Source organism: Bacillus sp. FSL K6-1106 (assembly GCF_038005245.1).
In the GTDB taxonomy this organism is placed as follows: Bacteria; Bacillota; Bacilli; order Bacillales; family Bacillaceae; genus Bacillus; species Bacillus altitudinis.
Map to the genome: position 1 here is coordinate 46,660 of NZ_JBBOSV010000003.1, position 20,959 is coordinate 67,618.

Genomic DNA, 20,959 nt, shown 5'->3' on the forward strand with positions numbered 1-20,959 from the left:
GCGTTTCTTTATTTCGCAAGCATCCATTTCTCTTTCATAAACAAACTTCTCACGATGACAAACAAGATCATCACTGTCAGCGCCGAGGAGCCGAGCGTCAGGGCAATTGACATCGGGTCAACGATGCCAAACATCAATTGCTTGCATAGTGCGTGAATATTAAGGAATGGGATCGCAAAGTAATACGTATCTAGCTGCGTAGCGCCTGCTCTCATGGTGAAAAACATCGGAATCACACCTAGTGTAATGATCATGGACATGTACGATTGTGCTTCTTTCACTGAGCTTGAAACGACACTGAGCAGCAGTTCAATCATGGATACCATGAATGAGAAAATAATTAATGCCGCAAACATAACACCGATGATGCTCCACACTTGATCTCCGAAGTTCAGCGCTTGTTTCAGTTTTTCTGTAAAGAGCAATGTAGAGAGCAGCAGCATGCCAATCGCCACAATGCCACTTAATATACCAAACATAGAAACAGCTAGCCATTTTCCAATTAAAAGCTGAAGTCTGCTGGCCGGTGTCAGGAATAAAGCTTCAATTGACTTTCTATCCTTTTCACCTGCTACGATATCAAGCGCAGCTGGCAAAGCACCTGAGATCACAGACGTCACTAAAATCATTGGAAGGAGAATCGACAGCAGCATGGTGGTCACCCCGTTTTCTCCATCCCCGTCCTCTCCTTCTTGCACATCAACCGATTGCACCTCAAACGGATGAATCACTGACGATTTGATCTGATCCTGTGCCAAACGCTTTTCTACGACTTGATTTTGATATTGTTCCAGCAATGATTGCAGCATTTGAACCGCAATCACTGAATCATCATCTGTTGGATACCCATGGACTTTAATGGCAAACGATGTTTGATGCTGAAGCATATCGCCTGCATCTTTTGGTATTTCTAGATAAGCATTTGCCTCACCGTCTTTAACGGCTTGCTGCGGGTCATCAAATGTTTCAAGTTTCAGGTTTTTCACTTCTTTGATCATGTCATTCATATCGGACGGAAGCTTTTCATTGATTGCGACTGTATACGTTTTATCGCCTGGATCAGCGATCATGCTTTCGTAGAAAAACACGAGTCCGAGCATCGTCAAAAGAGGGATCAACACTGTTAAGAGCAACGTTTTCCTGTCTCTGAGCGAATCTGTCATTTCTTTTAAAAAGACGGTTTTCCACATTATGCATTCCCCCTTGCGAGCTTCGACATAAAGATGTAATTCAAGTCTTCACTTTGTTCCTGTGCATATAATTCTGGAAGCGTTCCTTTGTACACGAGCTCCCCTTGATGAATCATCATGACACTGTCACAAAGCAGGCTGACTTCTTCCATGATGTGGCTTGAAAATAGAATCGTTTTATTTTGCTGTTTCAACTGATGAATAAACTCTCTGAAAATATTACTCGATGTGATATCTAAACCTGTTGTCGGTTCGTCAAACAAAATAATGTCAGGGTCATGAATCAATGTTCTGGCAATCGCCACCTTTTGCTTCATCCCTCTTGAAAATCCTTTTACCTTGCGATCCATGTACTGCCTCATCCCGAATCGCTTTGCTAAATCCTCAATTCTTGCTTTGATTTCATGCTGATCTAAGCCATATAATTTCCCAAAGTATTCAAGGTTTTCACGAGCCGTCAAACGGTCATAAAGTCCCGTCTCACCGCCAAATAAGACCCCAATTCGCTTCTTCACTTCAGTTGCTTCTTTGACTGTATCAAAGCCTGCGACAGTGACTGATCCGTGCGTAGGTTCTAATAATGTGGCAACGGCGCGTAGTAATGTGGTTTTCCCCGCTCCATTTTCTCCTAAGATGCCGACGACTTCTCCTTCCTTCACGGAGAATGTCATATGTTTCATCGCCTTTACGACTTTTTTCTTATCTGTAAACCAGCAACTACAATCGCTGAGAGTAATCATTTGGTTCGCCCCTTTCGACTATCTACGTCTATGATAGAAAAAATACCGCCTGTCTGACATAAAAATGTCGCGAAACGTCCTTTTTCTGTCTTGAAATGATCCATTTTAAAAAACAAATGGTAAAATAGACAAATAATAAGAAGAGTCATAGGTGATTTTTATGATAAAAGTAGGTCTTGTCGATGATTACCGAGTGGATTTAGAAAAGCTGCATGCCATTGTCGGCAGAATGGATGCCGTTGACATCGTTTTTGTGACGCAGTCAGCGGAGGAGGCATATGAGAAGGTCAAACAGGGCGACATTGATCTATTGTTTGCAGACATTGAGATGCCTGGCATGTCAGGCTATGAATTAGCAGACCTTATTCACTCTCATGCACTGAATGTGGATGTTGTATTTGTGACGGGAAACAGTGGGTATGCTGTCCATGCCTTTGATTTGAATGTCCATGATTATATTATGAAGCCTTATCAAGCTGATCGAATCGCCAAATCCTTAGAGCGCTACATGTCCACCAAGCAGGAGAAAAGCATTCACGGACGGCTTCTCATCAAGCAGCAATCAAATATCCATGTACTGCAAAAAAAGGATGTCATCTTTGTTGAACGTACTGGCAGGTCGACGACCATTGTCACAACAACAGGAGATATTCAAACATACCAAACTCTCAACGAGTTAAAAGGTGATTTAGCTGAGAAAGACTTTATCCGCTCCCACCGCTCGTTTATCATCAATATTCATTACATTAAGAACTTTTCGGCGTATGCCAAAAATTCATTTATCGTGTCTTTTGAAGGGACTGATAAAAAAGCCATGATGACGAAGCAGCAATTAGAATACTTTAAGAAATACTACTTTTAAGGAGAACGAACGTGAACGCTTTCTATCTTGGATTTCGCATATATACGCTCATCTGGCTCGGTCTTGCAGTTCAAGCTGCTGCTAAAGCTGTTCTGCCTTTGTCATCAAGCATGGTGTGGCTTCTGACCTTTTGCATCATGTGCCTTTACACCTTTTTCATTTACAAAAGGTTTTGGCTAGGTATCAGTGGTTACGTGATATTAGGCGCTTTTGTGCTCATCACCTGTTCAGGCATTTCACTTTTTCTCACGCACGGAAATGGACTAAGCCATCTTTTAACTGTCATCATCATTTTGACAGCCGATCTCCTTTCCTTCAAGGTGATGCAAGCGGAGCAACGATTAAATGGACGGCTTCAAGAGCTGATTCATGCTGAGTCGAGAACCAATGACTTGCTGCTTGAGCTGCGAAGTAAACACCATGAAACAGCTAGACATTTAAATGCCTTTTCCGCATCGAATGACGAGCATGAGATCAAAGATTTGATTCAGCAATACGTGAAACATTTTCCTTGGATCAAAGGGGAAAATGCTTATTTGGCCTCCACCCTTCATTCCTTTTTCCAACGGGCTGAAAAAGAGGACATTGCCCTTTCACTAGATCTTCAAGCACCCTTTTCTTCTCTTCCTTTTTCTAAAGCGGATCAGGTGAGTTTTACTGGCAACCTGCTTGATAACGCATTAGACGCCGCTATTGAAGCGAAGCAAGCTGGGAACGAGGGAAGCATCTCGATCACGACTTCCATCCGGAGCGGGCTCTTTTTGATTCATTGTGAAAACAGTACTAAGGGCATGGAAAAACACGTATTAGATCATCTGTTCAAGACGTTTGGCCGCTCGACAAAAGGCGGTGATCATCAAGGTATGGGTACTTATATCATTCATCAGCTTGTTGAAAAGGCAGACGGCACGCTTGATTTTACGTATCGTTCTCCAAACCTGAGGCTCGTGATCAAGATTCCTCTCACAATGGCATAAAAAATAAGGTGCTACTTGGCACCTTATTTTTTATATTATGAAAAGATCTGATCGATTTCGTTGATTTCTTCTTTTGTTAATTGAACATCGTTTGTTTTCAAGTTTTGTAAGACTTGCTCGGCTCGTTTTGCACCAGGAATAATGGCATCAATGCCATCCTGCGCCAACAGCCACGCCAGCGCTACATGGGCTGTTTCGGCATGTTTTGATTGCGCAATGGTCTTCAGTTTGTCTACTTTTTCGAGGTTTTGAAGGAAAGCATCGCCTTGGAAAAGCGGGTCCTTTGCTCGAATATCATCAAATGTCGCATCCTTTGTAAACTTCCCAGTCAACAGGCCTGACGCCAATGGAAAATAAGGGATAAAGGAAATCCCATGCTCCACGCAGTATGGGAGAAGGTCTTGCTCGGCCTGACGTTTCAGCAGAGAATACTCTGATTGAAGCACGTCTAAGTATCCATCTCGATTAAAGGTTTGAAGCTGTTCAAAATCAAGGTTTGATGCCCCAATTGCCCGGATTTTCCCCTCATCCTTCAATTCCTTTAAAGTACCTGCCACTTCATCCAGCGGCGTGCGGCCGTCTGGGAAATGCATATAGTACAAATCAATATAATCGGTTTGGAGCCTCTTCAGGCTGTCTTCGACCTGCTGTCTTAAGAATTCACGGCTATTATCCAGTTCAATTTGCCCGTTTACTTCTTTATGAGCCCCTTTTGTCGCAAGAACCAGTTCTTTTCTGCCGCCTCTTTTGGCAATGATCTCGCCAATCAATTCTTCTGAACGGCCCAGCCCATAAATAAAAGCAGAATCTAAGAAATTGACACCATGATCAAGAGCATTTTCTACTAGCTCCCGCCCTGCATCTTCACTCAGATTCGGGAATAAATTATGGCCACCTACTGCATTTGTTCCAAGCCCTATCGGATTCACCTGTAAATCAGTTCGTCCAAGCGTTACTTTTTTCAAAAGCTCATCTCCCTTATCTGCTTAATCATCCTTATTTTCCCATGAATCATTTTCAACATTCAAGTATTCTGCTCTCTGAAAATCAATCTGAAGGTGGACGCTTTGAAAGAAAAAGATTCGTATGATGAAGATATACTTAAACGAAAAGTTTTGCGATGTGAATCCTAACACATCTTTTAAAATGAAAACTACCTCCGTTTCAAGATTTTTACACACAAAACATTTAAAACCCATGATAAATAGATAAATTAATTCTTATTAACTAGTATATTTTACTTATTAAATTCCGTTTTTTATAGGTATTTGTGTAAAAATCTATCAAAGATAGGGACTAAAACCTATTCCTCATCACGAATGAAATTCGATAGAATGAATAGTGCAAATCGTCATTAGGAGATTTTCCCCTTTAACACCCGAATATACCATTCTATCTGTTTCTTTTTTCTCAGTCAGATAGCGGGAAGAAAATGACGAAAGAAAAGCAAAGGAGCATCAACTGTGAATCTTAAAAAAATAAGTGCACTCCTCATGATTTCATTCGTGATGATCATCTCTGCAGCCTGCCAGAGCTCAGCAAAATCAACAAAGGCTGACCAAAAATCAACAAAAACAGCAGAGGTAAAAGTGAATAGCTACGAATATACGTTACCAGAAGACTCAACCACTACCTTGCGAGACAATGAATTGGTGTTAAAAGTCAACCTGACGATCACCAACAAAGGTGACAAAGCCCTTTCACTATATAACTCTGATTTCACCCTTTATCAGGACGATGCCAAAGTCTCTGATTTAAAATTCTACGGCAGTAAAGACCGCCTTGATCTTGGGTCATTGAACAAAGGGAAATCACTATCAGGAGCTCTTTATTTCCTAGTAGATAAAGGCAAAAAATATCAGTTCGTGTACCAAGATAGCATCAAGAAAAACAGCGATTCGATCGAAATTGAACTAGATGGCGAAAAGATACTGGACACAGCGAAAAAGCTAGATAACCCAGCAAAAGCACTATCTGCTTATACAGATCTCATTGTTTTTGACAAAAAGAATGATCAATTCTCAGAATTAACAGGTGACAATCAATCAGATGTCGTTAATAAATATCACGAAATGTTTGTGAAAGACTTTAAAAGAAGTGCAGGCATATATGGAAACGAAGTCAGTGACCGCGATATTTTATCCATGTACAAACGCATGCAAAATACAATGCAGGATAAAGCGAAAGTGGAAACAAGTGTGAAAACCATCTCAGATGACGAAGCGAAGGTTGTCGCTCAAGTAACCGGTATTGATGCTTCTAACTTAAAAGACAAACTAGACAAACAAAGAGATGAGTTTTACAACGGCAAAATCCGTTCGAAAGAAGAATTGTATAAGAAAAGCTTGAATATGTACGCATCTGAGTTTGAAAAGCTTCCTCCAGTCTCAAGCCCTGCTGAGTATGAAGTGAAAATGAAACGTAACGGAGATGGTCAGTGGAAAATTGACCTCAATGATTATAATACAGAGCAATACATGAGTGGTTTTATTAAAACAAGATGATGAAAAAAAGACGCTGGCTCCTTGAAAGGTACCGCGTCTTTTTTCATGCTATGATACAGTCGTCTCTTGCTCTTCTTTGACCGCTTTTTCAATATCTTTAAATCGGCTCGATACAGTAGACGCACTAATGCCATACTTTTTAGCAACTTGTGCTTGAGAAAGCGGGGCATCGCTTGCAAGTGAATGAATATAATATTCGATTCCAGCAGCAAATGACGCCGCTTTCCGGATCACAGGTGCTTTCTGATCACAGTAAGCTTTCCAAACTGTTAAAGCGCCATCTGTCAGGCTTTGGTCACCGTGCTCTTTCATCCCGTCTTCAATCAGCTTGGCTGTTTCCAACTGAACGTCACTAGCCCAGTCCATCCGATCTGCTGATAGTCCTACTGTACTTCCTTCTGTTTGAGCAGGCGCTTCTATTTCTTCAGCTTCTTGCTTCGCAAACATACACTTCAGCACTTCAGGGAAGGCTTCTCTCATAAATGTGCTACGTGCTCCTCCGTTTGCCTCATGTGCTTCAACGAGCTGGCGAACCTGAAGAAGAAGCGTATCAGTAAACTCTTTCGCGAACATCGTATATTGAATGAAAAACTCTGCTTTTTCTTCAAACTGAACAGGGAAACCTAGAACAAGACTACCTTTCTCAGGGAGCACGGTTTGATCCGGCTTCACATCAACTTCAACCTTCTCAGCTGTCACCATATTCTCAAAGTAAAGAGACTCGTCCGTTTTTTCATTTAATAAAAGCAAAGATGGCTCCATGTCTGTCCAAGATTCAACCACTTGTCTTGTTTTAGGACGGGTAATATCTTCTGCTTTTTTTGTCAGGAATTCTTGGAAGATAGTCTCTTTCTTATCTGTTAATGGGCGGAAGAAAATGCCCCATACACTCAAATGAAAGACTGAGATTTGTTGCGTTTCTTTATCCATATCTGCTAGGAAAGAAAACTCATTAATGAATTGATTGATCGCTCTCTGATGCTTAGAGAACGCATAATTCATTAAATCCTTTTGAACTTGTACAGCTTCCTTAAACACAAGCTCAGACGTTTGTTCTCCGCCTGACTTTTGACCACAGCAATGTTTATATTTTTTTCCGCTTCCGCATGGGCAGAGCGCATTTCGTTTAATTTTTCCCAAAATAAAACCTCCGACATTCTAGTCTAACCTCACTATTTTAACAAACGATTGCACAGGAGAGTTTTATTTTCAAGAAAAAAGAAAAATCAGAATGATCAGATAAATAACAAAGACGTCTAAAAGAGCAAGGCGGCTCATAGTCAAAAGCACTCTGTCTCTGTTTATTTTCTCCAATCATTCCAATAGATTTCCCTCAGCTCATCCCTTCGAATAGCTGCTTTGCTTCAAAATAAAAGATTTGCACGAACTTTTTCGTATTGACTCTGCCTGTTGACCCTGCAGATGAAGAAGTCTTCTGCATTTCTTTCATCCTTTGGCTGACATCAGTGAAATCAAAAAACTTCGACGCATAGTGCTCAAATTTAGGATTTGAAAAATCTGTGAGCCCAAGTGATGCGAAATGATTTAAGGAATGATGGATGGCTCGTCTAATTCGCTGCTCTGCTGCTTTCACTTCCCGCATCACTTCCACATCCGCCGCACCACGACCAAGCTTTCGTTCCGCCGTTTTGATAAATAGCTGCTTTAATGGCGGAAAATTCACCTCATGAGAATTGGCTGTCTGCGTTTCATGTAAGTAGATCAATATCTCTAGTAAATCCTTAGAGCCACTCTCTCCGACAATTCCTAATTCAGATAGGAGGAATTCCCCTGCCTCTTTCATCGTTCTTCGCTTTGATCCAGTACCTATCTCATGAGAAATCACTGGCTCTAATGGCAGCACATGCCGAAGAGAAGCTTGAATATCGTAAATTGATTTTTCGAGCTTGATCCGCTCCATGACCTTTCGAATGACACTGACAATCTCAATTCGATTGACGGGTTTATGAATATAATATTCAATTCCAAGTTCATAGGCTTCTGCCATCATCTCTTTTGCTTCTACTTGAGATATCATGATGACCTTGCCTTTGAATTCAGGGTGAATATGGCGTATGGTTTGAATGCCGTCTCTAGCTGGCATTAAAAGATCAATCAGAAGGATGTCTACTTTTTTCAGGTTCAATGAATGCGCTTCTAATCCAATGCCGTCATCAGCTTCATCCACGACCTCTCCTAGATCCTCATCCTCAATGATCTGACCTAAAATCGAGCGTATTGCACGATCATCATCTGCAATGAAAAATCGCATACACTCACCCTCTCTGTATTAAATTTTTTATCGGAAGGACAAGCTGAAAAGCTGTTCCTTTCGTTTCTTTCTGCTCAATCTGGATTTGACCGTCCAGCTCTTGAACCAGCTCTCTCACATAGGATAAGCCAATCCCAGTTGACGGTGTTCCATATGCATCAAATTTTGAGGTATATCCAGGATCAAATACAATCTCTCTCAATTTCTCAGGGATACCCGGTCCATCATCCTCGACCCGAATCTCTATTTTATCATGACTGCCTTTTAATACGAGTGAGATGGCTCCATCATCCTTGATTGCTTCAACTGCATTTGCCATTAAATTATTAATCAGCGATAAGAAAATGAACACATGATACTCATGCAAGTGAATGCCTTTTATATCAGATGTAAAGGAAATGTTCTTCCCGAGAGATAGCGCATATTTCTCTTGAATGCGAATCACGATTTGAACAAGATCCTCTGCCCTCATATAATCTTGCATGTTTTCCTTTGAAATCAGCTTTGAAAGCCCAGCGTATATACGCTGATTGTCCTTTTTAACTTCATGTATTTCCCCTGCAAGCTTCAGCAGCTCCTGACTCACTTTCTTTCCTGCCTCATGTTCATTCAGCAGACGATAGAGCCGATAGGATTCTTGCGTTATGTGCTCTGTATGATTTAGCGTTTTCTTTAGATGAACTGTTTCCTCATATAAATTTGAAATGACCATCATCATATGCTCATTTTGCTTCATGATTTGTTTCTCTCTTGATTGTGCCTCATACAGCCTCATCATATTAAAAAAGCTGATGACCACGAAGCTGTGAGCAAATGCAATGAGGATCATATCACTCAGCTTTGAGAAAGTCATGGTTGTATCAAACACTAAAAATTGTACAAACAGCTCAACAAAATCAGCAAGCAGTTCAATCATCAGTCCGATCAGCCCAATAAAAATGGAACGCTGCTTGAAACGTCCTGTTTGGACAACAAAGAAAAGAAAAGCATAAGTAAAGTAAAAAAAGAAGCTCGGAAACTGCTGATAAAATGACAGAGCCAGATCAGCTTTTTGCTGAATAAGATCTAAACCTACCCGAAATAGGACAATGGCTGCGCCTGTTAAAAACCCTGGCAGCAATGGTCTTGATTTTCTTAAAAGTAATAAGCAAAAGAAAAACGCAGGTGCCCCAAAACTAATACGAAATGTTTCATTCACAGGATAAAACTTCAGCTCTCCCGCAAGCGGCACAATGACGATCATAAAAATCAAAATAAATGCGTCTTTTTTGACAAGCTGGTTTAAACTCAAATGACTGACATCCCTTCCCCTGTTTACATAGCCACAGTATACAAGGAGACTCTTTGCTTCACAATGAGCAAAAAAATTATTTTCACGGCTACTTCTCTCTTCAAAATCATTTTTTATGACTATTCTCCGAGAAGGCATGGTGACCTTTCAGCTATTCTACGATTTGGAGATTGTCTACAATAATGGGAATTGTTTAGACAATTACATGCAGACTGATTTTTATTTGTAAGTTTTTCTGTAGATTTTCGTCAGATTGTGTAGTTTCCAAGATAAATTGAATGAACAATTTTAGTGAAACTATATGTAAGCGTTTTCTGAATTTTCACTAAAAACCCTTTTTGTTGTTTCGCCGCCAAAGCCTTCATTTGAACATATATTTAGGTGTAAAGGAGTGGTACAAGCAGCGCATGACAAGTTCTTTGAAGATGTGTAACATGTTTTCGTGCCTATTTGATCGCATTTTTTGTCATCCGCCAATTCAATAGGGTACTTTTTGATTTTTGATTGGAGGAATCGTATGAAAACAGCAATTTCTAATAATACACAACACGCATGCCAGTCTTCTGTTGATCAATGGGCAGAAGAAATACGTCCGTATTACAAAAACGGGCAGAACGCTGGCTACATTCCAGCACTCGGAAAAGTAAATTCCTCTCAACTTGGTATCAGCGTGATAGGCCCAGATGGATCATCTGTACGTTATGGTGATTGGGACGTTCCCTTTACCCTGCAAAGTATCTCAAAAGTCATCAGCTTTATAGCTGCCTGTTTAGGAAGAGGCGTTCCGTACGTCTTGGATCGGGTAGATGTAGAGCCAACTGGTGATGCATTTAATTCCATCTACCGCCTTGAGATGCATAAACCAGGGAAGCCCTTTAATCCAATGATTAATGCTGGAGCTATTACCGTATCCTCCATCCTTCCTGGAAAGACTTCTACAGAAAAGCTAGCATATATTTTCGATTTAATCGAAAACTTAATAGGGAAGCGTCCTTCTGTTAATGAAGAGGTTTATCAATCAGAATGGGCAACTGCACACCGCAACCGGGCACTTGCTTATTATTTAAAAGAAACCAATTACTTAGAATCAGATGTCGAGGACACGTTAGAAGTGTATTTAAAGCAATGTTCCATTGAGGTCACAACAGAGGACATCGCCTTGATTGGACTGATTATTTCAAGTGATGGCTACCATCCCTTTAAACAAGTCCAAGTCATCCCAAAAGATATCGCAAGACTAACAAAGGCATTGATGCTGACATGCGGCATGTACAATGCGTCTGGTAATTTTGCCGCTTTCGTAGGCGTTCCAGCCAAAAGTGGTGTGTCTGGAGGAATCATGGCTTGCGTTCCGCCAAGCGCAAGAAGAGAATTCCCATTTCAGACAGGCTGCGGTATCGGCATTTATGGTCCCGCCATTGACGATTGTGGAAATAGTATTACCGGTGTCATGATGCTGAAGAAACTCGCCAAAGAGTGGGATCTCAGTATTTTTTAAAAAGAACAGTGATGAATTCGAAGAGGTGATGTTATGAACGAAAAAGCTTTGCTATCTTATTTAACAACTACAAATGATTTTATTTGGACTTATCTAATCATTGCTCTGTTACTTGGAGTAGGGGTCTACTTCACATATAGATCACGCTTCCTGCAAGTCAGAATGCTCAAAGAAATGCTGCGTGTTCTAAAAGAAGGAAGAAAAGAAAAAGAGGGAATCTCACCGTTCCAAGCTTTTGCCATCAGTATGGCAGCACGTGTAGGAACAGGGAATATCACAGGGATTGCCATCGCTATTGCGATCGGTGGACCTGGCGCAATCTTCTGGATGTGGATCGTAGCGATTATCGGTTCTGCTTCAAGCTTTGTTGAAAGTACACTAGCTCAGGTGTATAAAGTAAAAGATAAAACAGGATTCCGCGGTGGACCTGCTTATTACATGGAAAAAGGGTTAAATAAGCGCTGGATGGGGATTTTATTTGCCATCCTGATCACGATCTCTTTTGGGATTGTCTTTAACGCAGTGCAATCAAATACAATCACCGTCGCTTTTAAAAACTCTTTTGGCCTAGATCGTTTAACTGTCGGAATCGTTATGGCTGTTATTTTTGCGTTCATTATTTTCAAAGGAATCAAAGCGATTGCAAAAGCATCTGAATATATTGTCGTTTTTCTTGCCGTTGCTTACATCGGGATTGCTTTCTTTGTCATTATCACAAATATCACTGAACTACCAGGTGTCATCAGTACGATTGTGAAGCATGCTTTCGGATTTGAACAGTTTGCCGGCGGTACATTAGGTGGAGCATTGTTACAAGGGATTAAACGCGGTCTCTTCTCAAACGAAGCCGGTATGGGTAGTGCCCCTAACGCAGCAGCAACTGCTGTCACGAGCCACCCAGTCAAACAAGGATTAATCCAAGCATTTGGTGTGTTAACAGATACGTTAATTATTTGTACAAGTACAGCCTTTCTTGTTCTGTTCTCTGATGCGTATAAAACAACCAATCTGGAAGGAATTGAGCTAACTCAGGCTTCATTAAGCCAGCACATTGGGCCTTGGGCTTCTGGATTCCTGGCGATCATGATTTTCTTATTCGCTTTTAGTACGTTAATCGGTAACTATTACTATGGTGAAACGAACATTGAGTTCTTGGGAGCGAATAAAATTTGGCTCAACATCTATCGTGTTGCTGTCATTGGCATGGTTCTTTTCGGAGCTGTTGCCACTGTTCCTCTCGTTTGGGGTCTAGCCGACTTATTCATGGGTCTCATGGTCATCGTCAACCTCATTGCCATTACCATGTTGTCCAAAGTCGCCTTTGCAGCACTGAAGGATTACATGCGACAGAAAAAAGAAGGCAAAGATCCTGTTTTCTATAAAAATGCCGTTCCAAACAATGAAGAGATTGAATGCTGGGACGACGAACCTGTTTCCTTGAAAAAGAATCAAATCGGATAAAACAAATAAGCTCTGGTCATATGATCAGAGCTTATTTCTTTATTTTAAAAATTCGAGTATGAGCTTATTCACGACATCTGGTTTTTCATGATTGATCCAATGAGTGGCATCATCGACAAAAATCAGCTGTCCATTTGGGCAAATTTTGATCGTTTCTTTTGCGATCTTTCTGCTTAGAAACTTGTCCTCCATTCCCCAAATCATTCGGACAGGCACGAGAATTCGTTTGGAAATCGGTTTTTCAAAGCCGCCTTTTTTAATACCTCGATACCAATTCAACATAGACGTAATGGCTCCCGGCTGCGTCCATGCCAGCTTATAGCTTGAGACATCTTCCTTCGTGAACAGATGAGGTCTAGCAGACAGTCCAATGGCTTCATCCAGTCTTTGAAAGTGATTTTCTTGAAGGGCTGCCTCTGGTACATTTGGAAGCTGAAAGAACGCGATATAAGAGCTCTTCTTCCACTGCGGCGGATAAAACGGAAGGACCTTCATCATCACACGGGGATGCGGCATGTTGACGATGATTAATTTCTCTACATATTGAGAACGGGTTGAAGCAAGGTGCCAAGCAACCGCTCCGCCCCAATCATGTCCGCCGACAATGGCCTTTTGATTTGGGCTCAGCGCCTTAATTAATCCCACGATATCATCTCTTAATTTGTCTAAGACGTATGATTCAACTCCTTCCGGTTTGTCACTCAGATGGTATCCCCTTTGATCAGGAACAACGACACGATACCCTGCCTCAGCCAGGGGGCGGATTTGATTTTTCCAACCATACCAAAACTCAGGAAATCCATGCAGCAGAACCAGCAGTGGGCCATCTTCAGGACCAGCCATTGCCGTATGGAGCCTTATGCCGTTTGTTTGAATATATTGAAACTCAACTTGATCCATTCCTTTTCCACCCTTTCCCCATGTCTTATCATTCTTCCAACATAGCATATTTTCCATTTTTCAGAAAATAAAAACACTCACAAAAAAACCTTCACAAGGGTGAAGGTCTTTATTTATTTCATATAATTCAGCACCCATATCAAACCATTCTTCCGATCTTGTACTTGTCCATGAAGTGCGCCAAAAAACGTATCCTGTAATTCCACAAGGACATCTCCGTCAGCTTCAAGCGCCTCGTATACAGCCTTTAACTCTTCCTCATTGTCAAACTGCATGATCAATCGAAGATTCTCCGGTTTTGGTGTGTGGCCAAATGTATCTGAAAAGTGGAGCAGTGATTCTCCAAGGTGCAGTTCAGCATGCAATACACGGTCTTGATGTTCATTTAAGATACGAATATCTCCGCCAAAAATTCCTTGATAATATTGAAGAGATTCTTTGACGTCTTCTACAACAATATAAGGACTAACGCTGATCATTTCCCTCATCCTCCTCTTGTTCCGTTCATTATCTCTTATATAGCTTATCCCAAATCGTATGAAAAAAGGCACAAATCGTCAACGGATTTGCACCTTTTTCTCAAGCAGATTTCGCTAATTCACTGTGTTTGTTAGAATACGCTGCGTACATGACGACACCGATCATCAGCCAAACCCCGAAGTACAGCCATGTCCGGCCTGGTAAATTGAGCATCAGAAACACACAACAGCCCATCGAGATAATTGGCAAAACCGGTACAAACGGAACCCGGAATCCCCTTTCCAGCTGTTTATGTGTCTTTCTCAAAATGAGTACGGATAAGCTCACCATCGCAAACGTTAATAATGCACCGATATTGGCTAGGTTGGACAGATCCTTCAAATCAATAAACCCTGAAATAACAGCTGTCATCCCGCCAATCACCCATATACTGGCAACAGGTGTATCACTTTTGTTTGTTTTAGAAAACACTTTAGGCAAAAGCCCGTCCCGCCCCATCGCAAAAGCAATTCGAGTTGCCGCATAATTATTGGCGAAAATCACAGCCATCAATCCAATCACAGCACCGACAGAAATAATACCAGCCACGCTATGTTGATGGACACTTTGCAATACATAAGACATTGCCTCTGTCACATTCAACTTCGTATAGTGCACCATGCCTGTCATGACCAAACAAACGACAATATAAATGATCGTACAAATGAGCAATGAACCAATAATGCCAATTGGCAGGTTCCGCTGTGGATTTTTCACCTCTTCTGCAGAAGCCGAAATGGCATCGAACCCTAAAAAGGCAAAAAACACAGCAGCGGCACCAGCAATAATCCCTTCCGTACCAAACGGCATGAACGGCTGCCAATTGGCTGGCTCTACATAAAAACCACCTACTACAATGAAAAGAACAATAATGCCAAGTTTCACAAACACCATGATATTATTGAATTTTTTACTTTCTTTCGTTCCTCTAGATAGGATCCACGCAATGAGTAAAGCAATGATAATTGCTGGCAAATTCATATATCCGCCTTGTTCTGGACCAGCTAAAAATTGATGTGGAATTGAGATTCCAAACCCCTCCAGCAGGCTGTTAAAATAACTCGACCAGCCACTCGCTACAGCTGAAGCAGTCAGCATATAAACAGATAATAACGTCCATCCCATGAGATGACCTACGAGTTCACCCATTGTGGTATATGAATAAATGTACGCACTGCCGAACACAGGCAGCGCGGAAGCCATTTCTGCATAACAAAGTGCTGCTAAACTGCACACAATCGCTGCGATCGCAAAGGAGAAAATAACAGCCGGTCCTGCATCCTTAGCTGCTGTAATTCCGGTTAACACCATGACCCCCGTCCCAATCACAGCCCCTATGCCAAGGAGCGTGAGATCGAGCCCGTCCAGTGTTTTCTTTACCTTTTGCTGTCTGCTCTGTTCTAACAAATCGTGAATGTGTTTCTTACGAAGTATATGTCGCAAACCCTTTCCCTCCAAAACGTTAGAAAAACAAAAAAATCATTCAAATTTCATTATAGCAGAATAGGTCCTACGCATTCACAACCAATTCACGTAAATCTTTCTTCATGATTTTACCAAGTTTATTTTTTGGTAGATCCTGTGTGAAATGAATGGATGGCACTTTGTAATCTGCTAAACGTTCCTTGCAGTAATTCACCACATCTTCTTCGCAGAAATTGACAGATTCGTCTTTTACGATATACGCACTTGGTACTTCACCATATAAGTCATCTGGTACCCCAATGACAGCAGATTCAATTACACCTGGAATTTGATCAATGACCTCTTCCACTTGGTCAGGATAAATATTATCCCCACCGTATAGAATCACATCTTTATATCTCCCTGTGATATAAAGAAAACCGTCTTCATCCAGATAGCCTGCATCCCCCATATGGAACCAGCCATCTTTGAGCACTTTCTCTGTCGCTTCAGGTTGATGATAGTAGCCTAAGAAATAAAATGGGCTTCTCATGACGACCTCGCCAATTTCTCCAGCTGGGAGCGCCTCCTCTGTCTCAGGATGCACGATTTTGACTTCTACATCCGGATCCACTTTACCAGCAGAACCCATCTTATCCTCGCCCATCGCTGGATGCCACGCACTCACAACCCACGCTTCTGTACTTCCATAGCCATGCATCATCTGAATGCCTACTTCTTTGTAATCTTTAATTAAGCGTACCGGTACCTTCGTACCACCAGAAATCGCAATTTCAAAAGATGAGAGATCGTACGAACCGCGCTTCATTTCTTCTAGCATGTACGTATAAGCTGATGGGAAAGCCATCATAAACGTAATTCTTTCTTTCTCAATCGTTTCTAAAATGCGTTTCGGTGTTGCATCATGTAAGAAGACTAACGTATACCCTTCAATTGCAGCTGCAATCAGGTGATTAATTGAACTCATATGATACAGCGGATGACTTGCCAAGTACCGTTTTCCTTTCAGATCAAATCCTCGATTCCCACGTCGTGTTAAAAATTGATAGATTCGTCCATGTCCGACCATACAGCCTTTTGGATTACCTGTTGTACCTGAGGTGAATAAAATCATGGCCAAATCTTCTTCTGATACCTGTTCAGCAAGATCACTTCCATCATTAGACGCCAATATGTCTTCAAACAGCTGTGTTGTTTTCGCATTGACACCAGATTCCACCATGAGACAATCTTCTAAAGACACATTCACTGCCGCAATGATGTCACGGAATTCACGGTCAAAAAATAAAGCCTTTGGCTCTGCTTTTTTCAAGATACCTTCTAGCTCAAAAGAGGTAAGCTGCCAGCTAAGCGGTACGGCGACTGCACCTGCTTTAATGGCTGCCAGCATAATCGTAGAAAAGTGATGATGGTTTTGACAAATAAAGCACACCCGGTCACCTTTTCGAATTCCTTTACGGTGTAAGTAATGTGCCAGCTGATCAATGCGTTTTGCATATTCTTCAAATGTATAAGACACACCTCCGCCAGTTACCGCTTCAATTTGTGAAGAGCGTTCCATTCTGTCGTTTAGTAATGCCTGTAAAGTATTCAATATCTTCATCTCCAAACGTTTGATGTCCAATAGCCAATTTCCAGTGAATTGGATTGGCAGATTTTATCTCATTCACATTCTAAAATAAAAAAAGGTGAAAGTAAAATCATTTCATTTTGGAATTGTTCCTTTTATTAATTGATAATATAGGTAATTTTATAGCCGTCTTCCATTTTGGTTTAAATGATGATGCTTATTATGATAAGATAGACCTAGTAATTGATCGGAAAATGCGAATGCAATAGGAAAAGAGGTATGGAGAATGCAACATTTCGAGCTAGAGGCAAGTTTGTTAGACCATGCACTGACAAAGTATTTAAAAGCGACGAAACGAATAGATGAAGAGAATATCCCGAAAAACGTCACGAATGTAAAAGGGTTTATTTTACGCATCATCTACCGCCATCAATCATGTACTGTGAAAAATATTCTGCAGGAAGTTTCATTATCTCCCTCCGCAACAACAACCGCTCTCAATCACTTAGAAGATGAAGGGCTGATTATCCGCTCTAGAAATAACAATGACCGCCGTACGGTATGGATTACACTCTCTGAATCAGGTGAACAAATCGCCAGACAAATGATCGACAATCGTCAGCTACTTGTCAATCAACTGTTCAATCACCTATCAGAAGAAGATAAAAAAACATTTTTTGAATTAATCGAAAAAATGATGGACGAGTATACATTAAAGGCTTAGGAAATATCCTAAGCCTTCTTTTTATGGCTTTAAGATGACTTTTATACAATCATCTTGTTTTTCATTGAATATGTGATACGCATGAGCTGCGTCATCTAGCGGCAATTGATGTGTGATGATCGCTCTAGGATCAATTTCCCCGGTTGTCACTTTTTGATAAAGCTTTGACATGTACCCTCTCGCTGGCGCCTGTCCCATTTTCAGCGTGACGTTTCTTGCGAAAAAAGCACCCAATGGGAACATATTGTAAAGACCTCCATACACACCCGTCAGCTGAACAGTCCCGCATTTCCTCACGGCTTTTGTGGCAATTTGAATGGGCCCTATCGTTCCGCCTTGCAGCTTGAGCTTCTGTTCAATCTTTTCAAGCGGTGACTTTTTCCCATCCATCCCCACACAATCAATGACAACATCCGCCCCACCTTTTGTGAGCTCTTTTAGGGTTTCTCCCATGTCAGGGTCTTCTGTAAAATCAAATACTTCTACGCCGCTCATTCGTTTTGCATGGTGAAGGCGATAGTCTATGTAATCAACAGCAATGACCCGCTCTGCGCCCTTTTGCCAAGCAAATTGCTGTGCCATTAACCCAACAGGTCCACATCCTAGCACAATGACCGTATCCCCCTTTTTTACACCTGCGTGTTCTACACTCCAATAAGCAGTTGGCAGAACATCTGATAAAAACAGCAATTGTTCATCCTCTAACTCACAATCATCCGGCACCTTAAATGGTGTATAGTTTCCAAAGGGCACACGTAAATATTCAGCCTGTCCTCCGGGGTAATTCCCATATTTCTCACTGTATCCAAAAAGTCCGCCTGAATCATAATGGGGATTTGAGTGATCGCATTGACTTTCTAAATGGTGATGGCAATACTGGCATTGACCACACGCCACGGTAAATGGAATGACGACACGATCTCCCTTTTTCACCGCAGTGACATCCGGCCCGACTTCCTCTACCACCCCCATCGGTTCATGCCCAATCACATAGCCGATAGGAAGCGGGAAATTCCCTTGATATAAATGTAAATCTGACCCACAAATTGCTGTAGATGTTATCCGAACGATGACATCTTCACGATCTTGTATAGATGGCGCAGCTACTTCCTTCACCGCAATGCGGCTTTTCCCTTGATAGGTGACAGCTCTCATCTGCATTTCCTCCTTTAGCTAAGGTCATCATGTCTATAGCTTCACCTTGAATGGATGGTTCATACATATGAATAGGGATGCTGTTCCACAAGGGAAAACAAAATAACCCGCCGATTGATTCAGCAGGTTGTTTACTTCAATATGTGTAACGCGTTACACAGCTATTTTTCTTCGACAAACACCAAATCATACTGAGCAGAGGTCTCCCCACCCTCCATCATGTCCCCTTCCTGTATAAAATAAGGGCACATACCTGGACTTTGTGCTTCTTCAAATTGTTCAAACACTTGCTCAATATAGCCAGGCAGCAGCAAAACCAATATTTTATTTGAATGAGATACGAATTCATACGAGTGAACGGTATTCGGAGGAATATAGGCAAAATCCCCCGGCATCAAGCAAATATTTTCTCCGTTTAACTGAAGATTTATTCTGCCTTCAACACAATAAAGTGCTTCTGTATGCATTTCATGATAATGCGAACGTAACCCTTTTCCCTTTGTCCCTTCAATCACAAAATAACTAAATCCGTCTCCTGTTGTTTCCGTTGTCGCAATCAGCTCATGAAGCTGACCTTCGACCAAGTATTGCTTTCCTTCACCAGCCTCCAGCACATATGGCTGCACTGCGCGCGGGAGCTGACTATGAAACAAAACAGCTGGCTTGGTTGTATTGGATAGCTCCCTTATGCCGTGTATCAACATGAGATCGTTTTCTTTTTCAGCCTGATGAAAGCTGTCTGCATCAAATGGGCTATCAGTCATCGACCATTCATTCTGCAACAGCCTCTTTCCGATTTGCTGATAGACATCTGTCATTTGCCCGCCCAGTGTATAAGAAATAAACCTTGTTTTGTGACTATGCATTCTATAGCCATGAATTGTTTTAGGCGGAATATGAATATAATCACAGGCCGTCACCATATACTTTTTACCGTCCAGTATCACTTCCAGCTTCCCTTCCAGCACAAAGATGGTTTCAAATAGCGTCTCATGACAATGCAGCGGAAAGTAAGCACCTTTCCCACCTGTGATTAAGACAAGCTCAAACAGTTGATTTGTTTGATTTGCTTCTGCCAGCACATGTACAAGCTGATTTTCCAAACCATACAGCTCCCCCGAACCGGACACGGTATAAAAAGAGGTATCTTCGGATCGCTTGATCGATTGTGGTTGCTCCGACATCCCATCACTCCTCATGACTAATTGACTATCTTTATTATATAGACCAATTGATATAATAGATAGGCAATATGCGAGAGATTTTACTCTTCTCGCATAAATAAGTGTCTAAGGTAACATTTTACGTGCTCTAAAGGTGTCGTTTGCTTTAATGCAGTAGTCATTGATAATCCGCCGATGACCATTGAATGAAGGAGAGATGCCCGCTCATCCGCTTTTGTTTCATCATATCCGCTATTCATCAGCTTTTCTTTGACAAGCTCTTGCCAGCGGATCATTTCTTGTTTACATGCAGCATGAAGTTTTGTATGTTCAGGTTTTGACTCTGCCGCCAGTAAGACAATCGGTATCCCTCTTTCACTTTCTTGCTCCATAAAACCCCTAATGATATTTGTCATAAAATGATCGACGGCGACATATGGGTCATCAGAATAGGCAAAGCTTTCTTCAATTTGATCGATGACCCTTTGACTCATATATTCAACGGCTGCTATGGCTAGCTCTTCTTTTCCATTTGGAAAGTAATAATAAAGAGATCCTTTCGGCGTGCCGCTCTCTCTAATGATTTGATTCAACCCTGTCGCATGATACCCCTGTTTACGTAAAAGAAGTGCGGCCGTTTGAATGATTTTGTCCTTCGTACTCACGTGTGACACTCCTTTCCTCCATAGACCAACGTCGATGCCATTG

The 20,959-nt window shown here is 41.5% G+C and carries 19 protein-coding genes; 6 read left to right on the forward strand and 13 right to left on the reverse strand.

What is annotated here, in order from left to right; translation table 11 throughout:
- Positions 1 to 8: 8 nt before the first annotated feature.
- Together MHI20_RS18515 and MHI20_RS18520 are read right to left on the reverse strand one after the other, a co-directional pair.
- Positions 9 to 1,190, reverse strand: coding sequence for an ABC transporter permease (locus tag MHI20_RS18515; RefSeq protein ID WP_017366551.1), 1,182 nt, complete (start codon positions 1,188 to 1,190; stop codon positions 9 to 11).
- A complete protein-coding gene (locus tag MHI20_RS18520) occupies positions 1,190 to 1,930 on the reverse strand; it encodes an ATP-binding cassette domain-containing protein (RefSeq protein ID WP_041508193.1) in 741 nt (246 codons plus the stop codon). The genes MHI20_RS18515 and MHI20_RS18520 overlap by 1 nt, the downstream gene beginning before the upstream one ends.
- A 160-nt stretch (positions 1,931 to 2,090) precedes the next feature.
- Between MHI20_RS18520 and MHI20_RS18525 the strand changes: the two genes are divergently transcribed.
- Positions 2,091 to 2,792, forward strand: a complete 702-nt coding sequence (locus MHI20_RS18525) for a LytR/AlgR family response regulator transcription factor (RefSeq protein ID WP_135226913.1) — start codon at positions 2,091 to 2,093, stop codon at positions 2,790 to 2,792.
- 11 nt (positions 2,793 to 2,803) lie between these two features.
- Entirely contained in the window at positions 2,804 to 3,769 is a 966-nt protein-coding gene (locus MHI20_RS18530; protein ID WP_340940511.1) for a sensor histidine kinase, read from the forward strand.
- Positions 3,770 to 3,804: 35 nt separating this feature from the next.
- Here MHI20_RS18530 and MHI20_RS18535 read toward each other — a convergent pair whose 3' ends face one another.
- Positions 3,805 to 4,734, reverse strand: a complete 930-nt coding sequence (locus tag MHI20_RS18535; protein ID WP_326111478.1) for an aldo/keto reductase — start codon at positions 4,732 to 4,734, stop codon at positions 3,805 to 3,807.
- Positions 4,735 to 5,232: 498 nt separating this feature from the next.
- Here MHI20_RS18535 and MHI20_RS18540 point away from each other — a divergent pair, with 498 nt between their 5' ends.
- Positions 5,233 to 6,273 carry a DUF4352 domain-containing protein gene (locus MHI20_RS18540; protein ID WP_326111480.1) on the forward strand — a complete coding sequence of 347 codons (1,041 nt, stop codon included), beginning with the start codon at positions 5,233 to 5,235 and terminating at the stop codon, positions 6,271 to 6,273.
- Positions 6,274 to 6,321: 48 nt separating this feature from the next.
- Here MHI20_RS18540 and MHI20_RS18545 read toward each other — a convergent pair whose 3' ends face one another.
- The 3 genes from MHI20_RS18545 to MHI20_RS18555 form a co-directional block, all read right to left on the reverse strand.
- Positions 6,322 to 7,413, reverse strand: a complete 1,092-nt coding sequence (locus MHI20_RS18545) for an SEC-C metal-binding domain-containing protein (RefSeq protein ID WP_251211056.1) — start codon at positions 7,411 to 7,413, stop codon at positions 6,322 to 6,324.
- A 193-nt stretch (positions 7,414 to 7,606) separates the two neighbouring features.
- Complete coding sequence (locus tag MHI20_RS18550) at positions 7,607 to 8,545, reverse strand: response regulator (protein ID WP_072367535.1); 939 nt, start codon at positions 8,543 to 8,545, stop codon at positions 7,607 to 7,609.
- A gap of 4 nt (positions 8,546 to 8,549) precedes the next feature.
- Complete coding sequence (locus MHI20_RS18555) at positions 8,550 to 9,836, reverse strand: ATP-binding protein (RefSeq protein ID WP_144679703.1); 1,287 nt, start codon at positions 9,834 to 9,836, stop codon at positions 8,550 to 8,552.
- A 517-nt stretch (positions 9,837 to 10,353) separates the two neighbouring features.
- On the opposite strand from MHI20_RS18555, the gene MHI20_RS18560 reads away from it, so the two are divergent.
- Both MHI20_RS18560 and MHI20_RS18565 read left to right on the forward strand, forming a co-directional pair.
- Positions 10,354 to 11,334, forward strand: coding sequence for a glutaminase (locus MHI20_RS18560; RefSeq protein ID WP_008342152.1), 981 nt, complete (start codon positions 10,354 to 10,356; stop codon positions 11,332 to 11,334).
- Between the two features lie 33 nt (positions 11,335 to 11,367).
- Positions 11,368 to 12,795, forward strand: coding sequence for an alanine/glycine:cation symporter family protein (locus MHI20_RS18565; protein ID WP_017358609.1), 1,428 nt, complete (start codon positions 11,368 to 11,370; stop codon positions 12,793 to 12,795).
- A 39-nt stretch (positions 12,796 to 12,834) separates the two neighbouring features.
- On the opposite strand, the gene MHI20_RS18570 is transcribed toward MHI20_RS18565, so the two are convergent.
- From MHI20_RS18570 to MHI20_RS18585, 4 genes are all read right to left on the reverse strand, one after another.
- Positions 12,835 to 13,695, reverse strand: a complete 861-nt coding sequence (locus MHI20_RS18570; RefSeq protein ID WP_340940517.1) for an alpha/beta fold hydrolase — start codon at positions 13,693 to 13,695, stop codon at positions 12,835 to 12,837.
- 113 nt (positions 13,696 to 13,808) lie between these two features.
- Positions 13,809 to 14,174, reverse strand: a complete 366-nt coding sequence (locus MHI20_RS18575; RefSeq protein ID WP_340940519.1) for a VOC family protein — start codon at positions 14,172 to 14,174, stop codon at positions 13,809 to 13,811.
- A gap of 100 nt (positions 14,175 to 14,274) precedes the next feature.
- Positions 14,275 to 15,657 (reverse strand): amino acid permease, encoded by a 1,383-nt coding sequence (locus MHI20_RS18580; protein WP_159145359.1) that lies wholly within the window; start codon positions 15,655 to 15,657, stop codon positions 14,275 to 14,277.
- 67 nt (positions 15,658 to 15,724) lie between these two features.
- Entirely contained in the window at positions 15,725 to 17,233 is a 1,509-nt protein-coding gene (locus MHI20_RS18585) for a class I adenylate-forming enzyme family protein (protein WP_340940522.1), read from the reverse strand.
- A 262-nt stretch (positions 17,234 to 17,495) separates the two neighbouring features.
- Between MHI20_RS18585 and MHI20_RS18590 the strand changes: the two genes are divergently transcribed.
- On the forward strand, positions 17,496 to 17,933 hold the full coding sequence (locus MHI20_RS18590; RefSeq protein ID WP_024719020.1) for a MarR family winged helix-turn-helix transcriptional regulator: 438 nt from the start codon (positions 17,496 to 17,498) through the stop codon (positions 17,931 to 17,933).
- 21 nt (positions 17,934 to 17,954) lie between these two features.
- Here the strand turns inward: MHI20_RS18590 and MHI20_RS18595 are convergent, their stop codons facing one another.
- From MHI20_RS18595 to MHI20_RS18605, 3 genes are all read right to left on the reverse strand, one after another.
- A complete protein-coding gene (locus tag MHI20_RS18595; RefSeq protein WP_035390568.1) occupies positions 17,955 to 19,088 on the reverse strand; it encodes a zinc-dependent alcohol dehydrogenase in 1,134 nt (377 codons plus the stop codon).
- A 161-nt stretch (positions 19,089 to 19,249) separates the two neighbouring features.
- Complete coding sequence (locus MHI20_RS18600; protein WP_340940527.1) at positions 19,250 to 20,272, reverse strand: quercetin 2,3-dioxygenase; 1,023 nt, start codon at positions 20,270 to 20,272, stop codon at positions 19,250 to 19,252.
- 80 nt (positions 20,273 to 20,352) lie between these two features.
- Positions 20,353 to 20,916, reverse strand: a complete 564-nt coding sequence (locus tag MHI20_RS18605) for a TetR/AcrR family transcriptional regulator (RefSeq protein WP_025206681.1) — start codon at positions 20,914 to 20,916, stop codon at positions 20,353 to 20,355.
- Between the last annotated feature and the right edge of the window lie 43 nt (positions 20,917 to 20,959).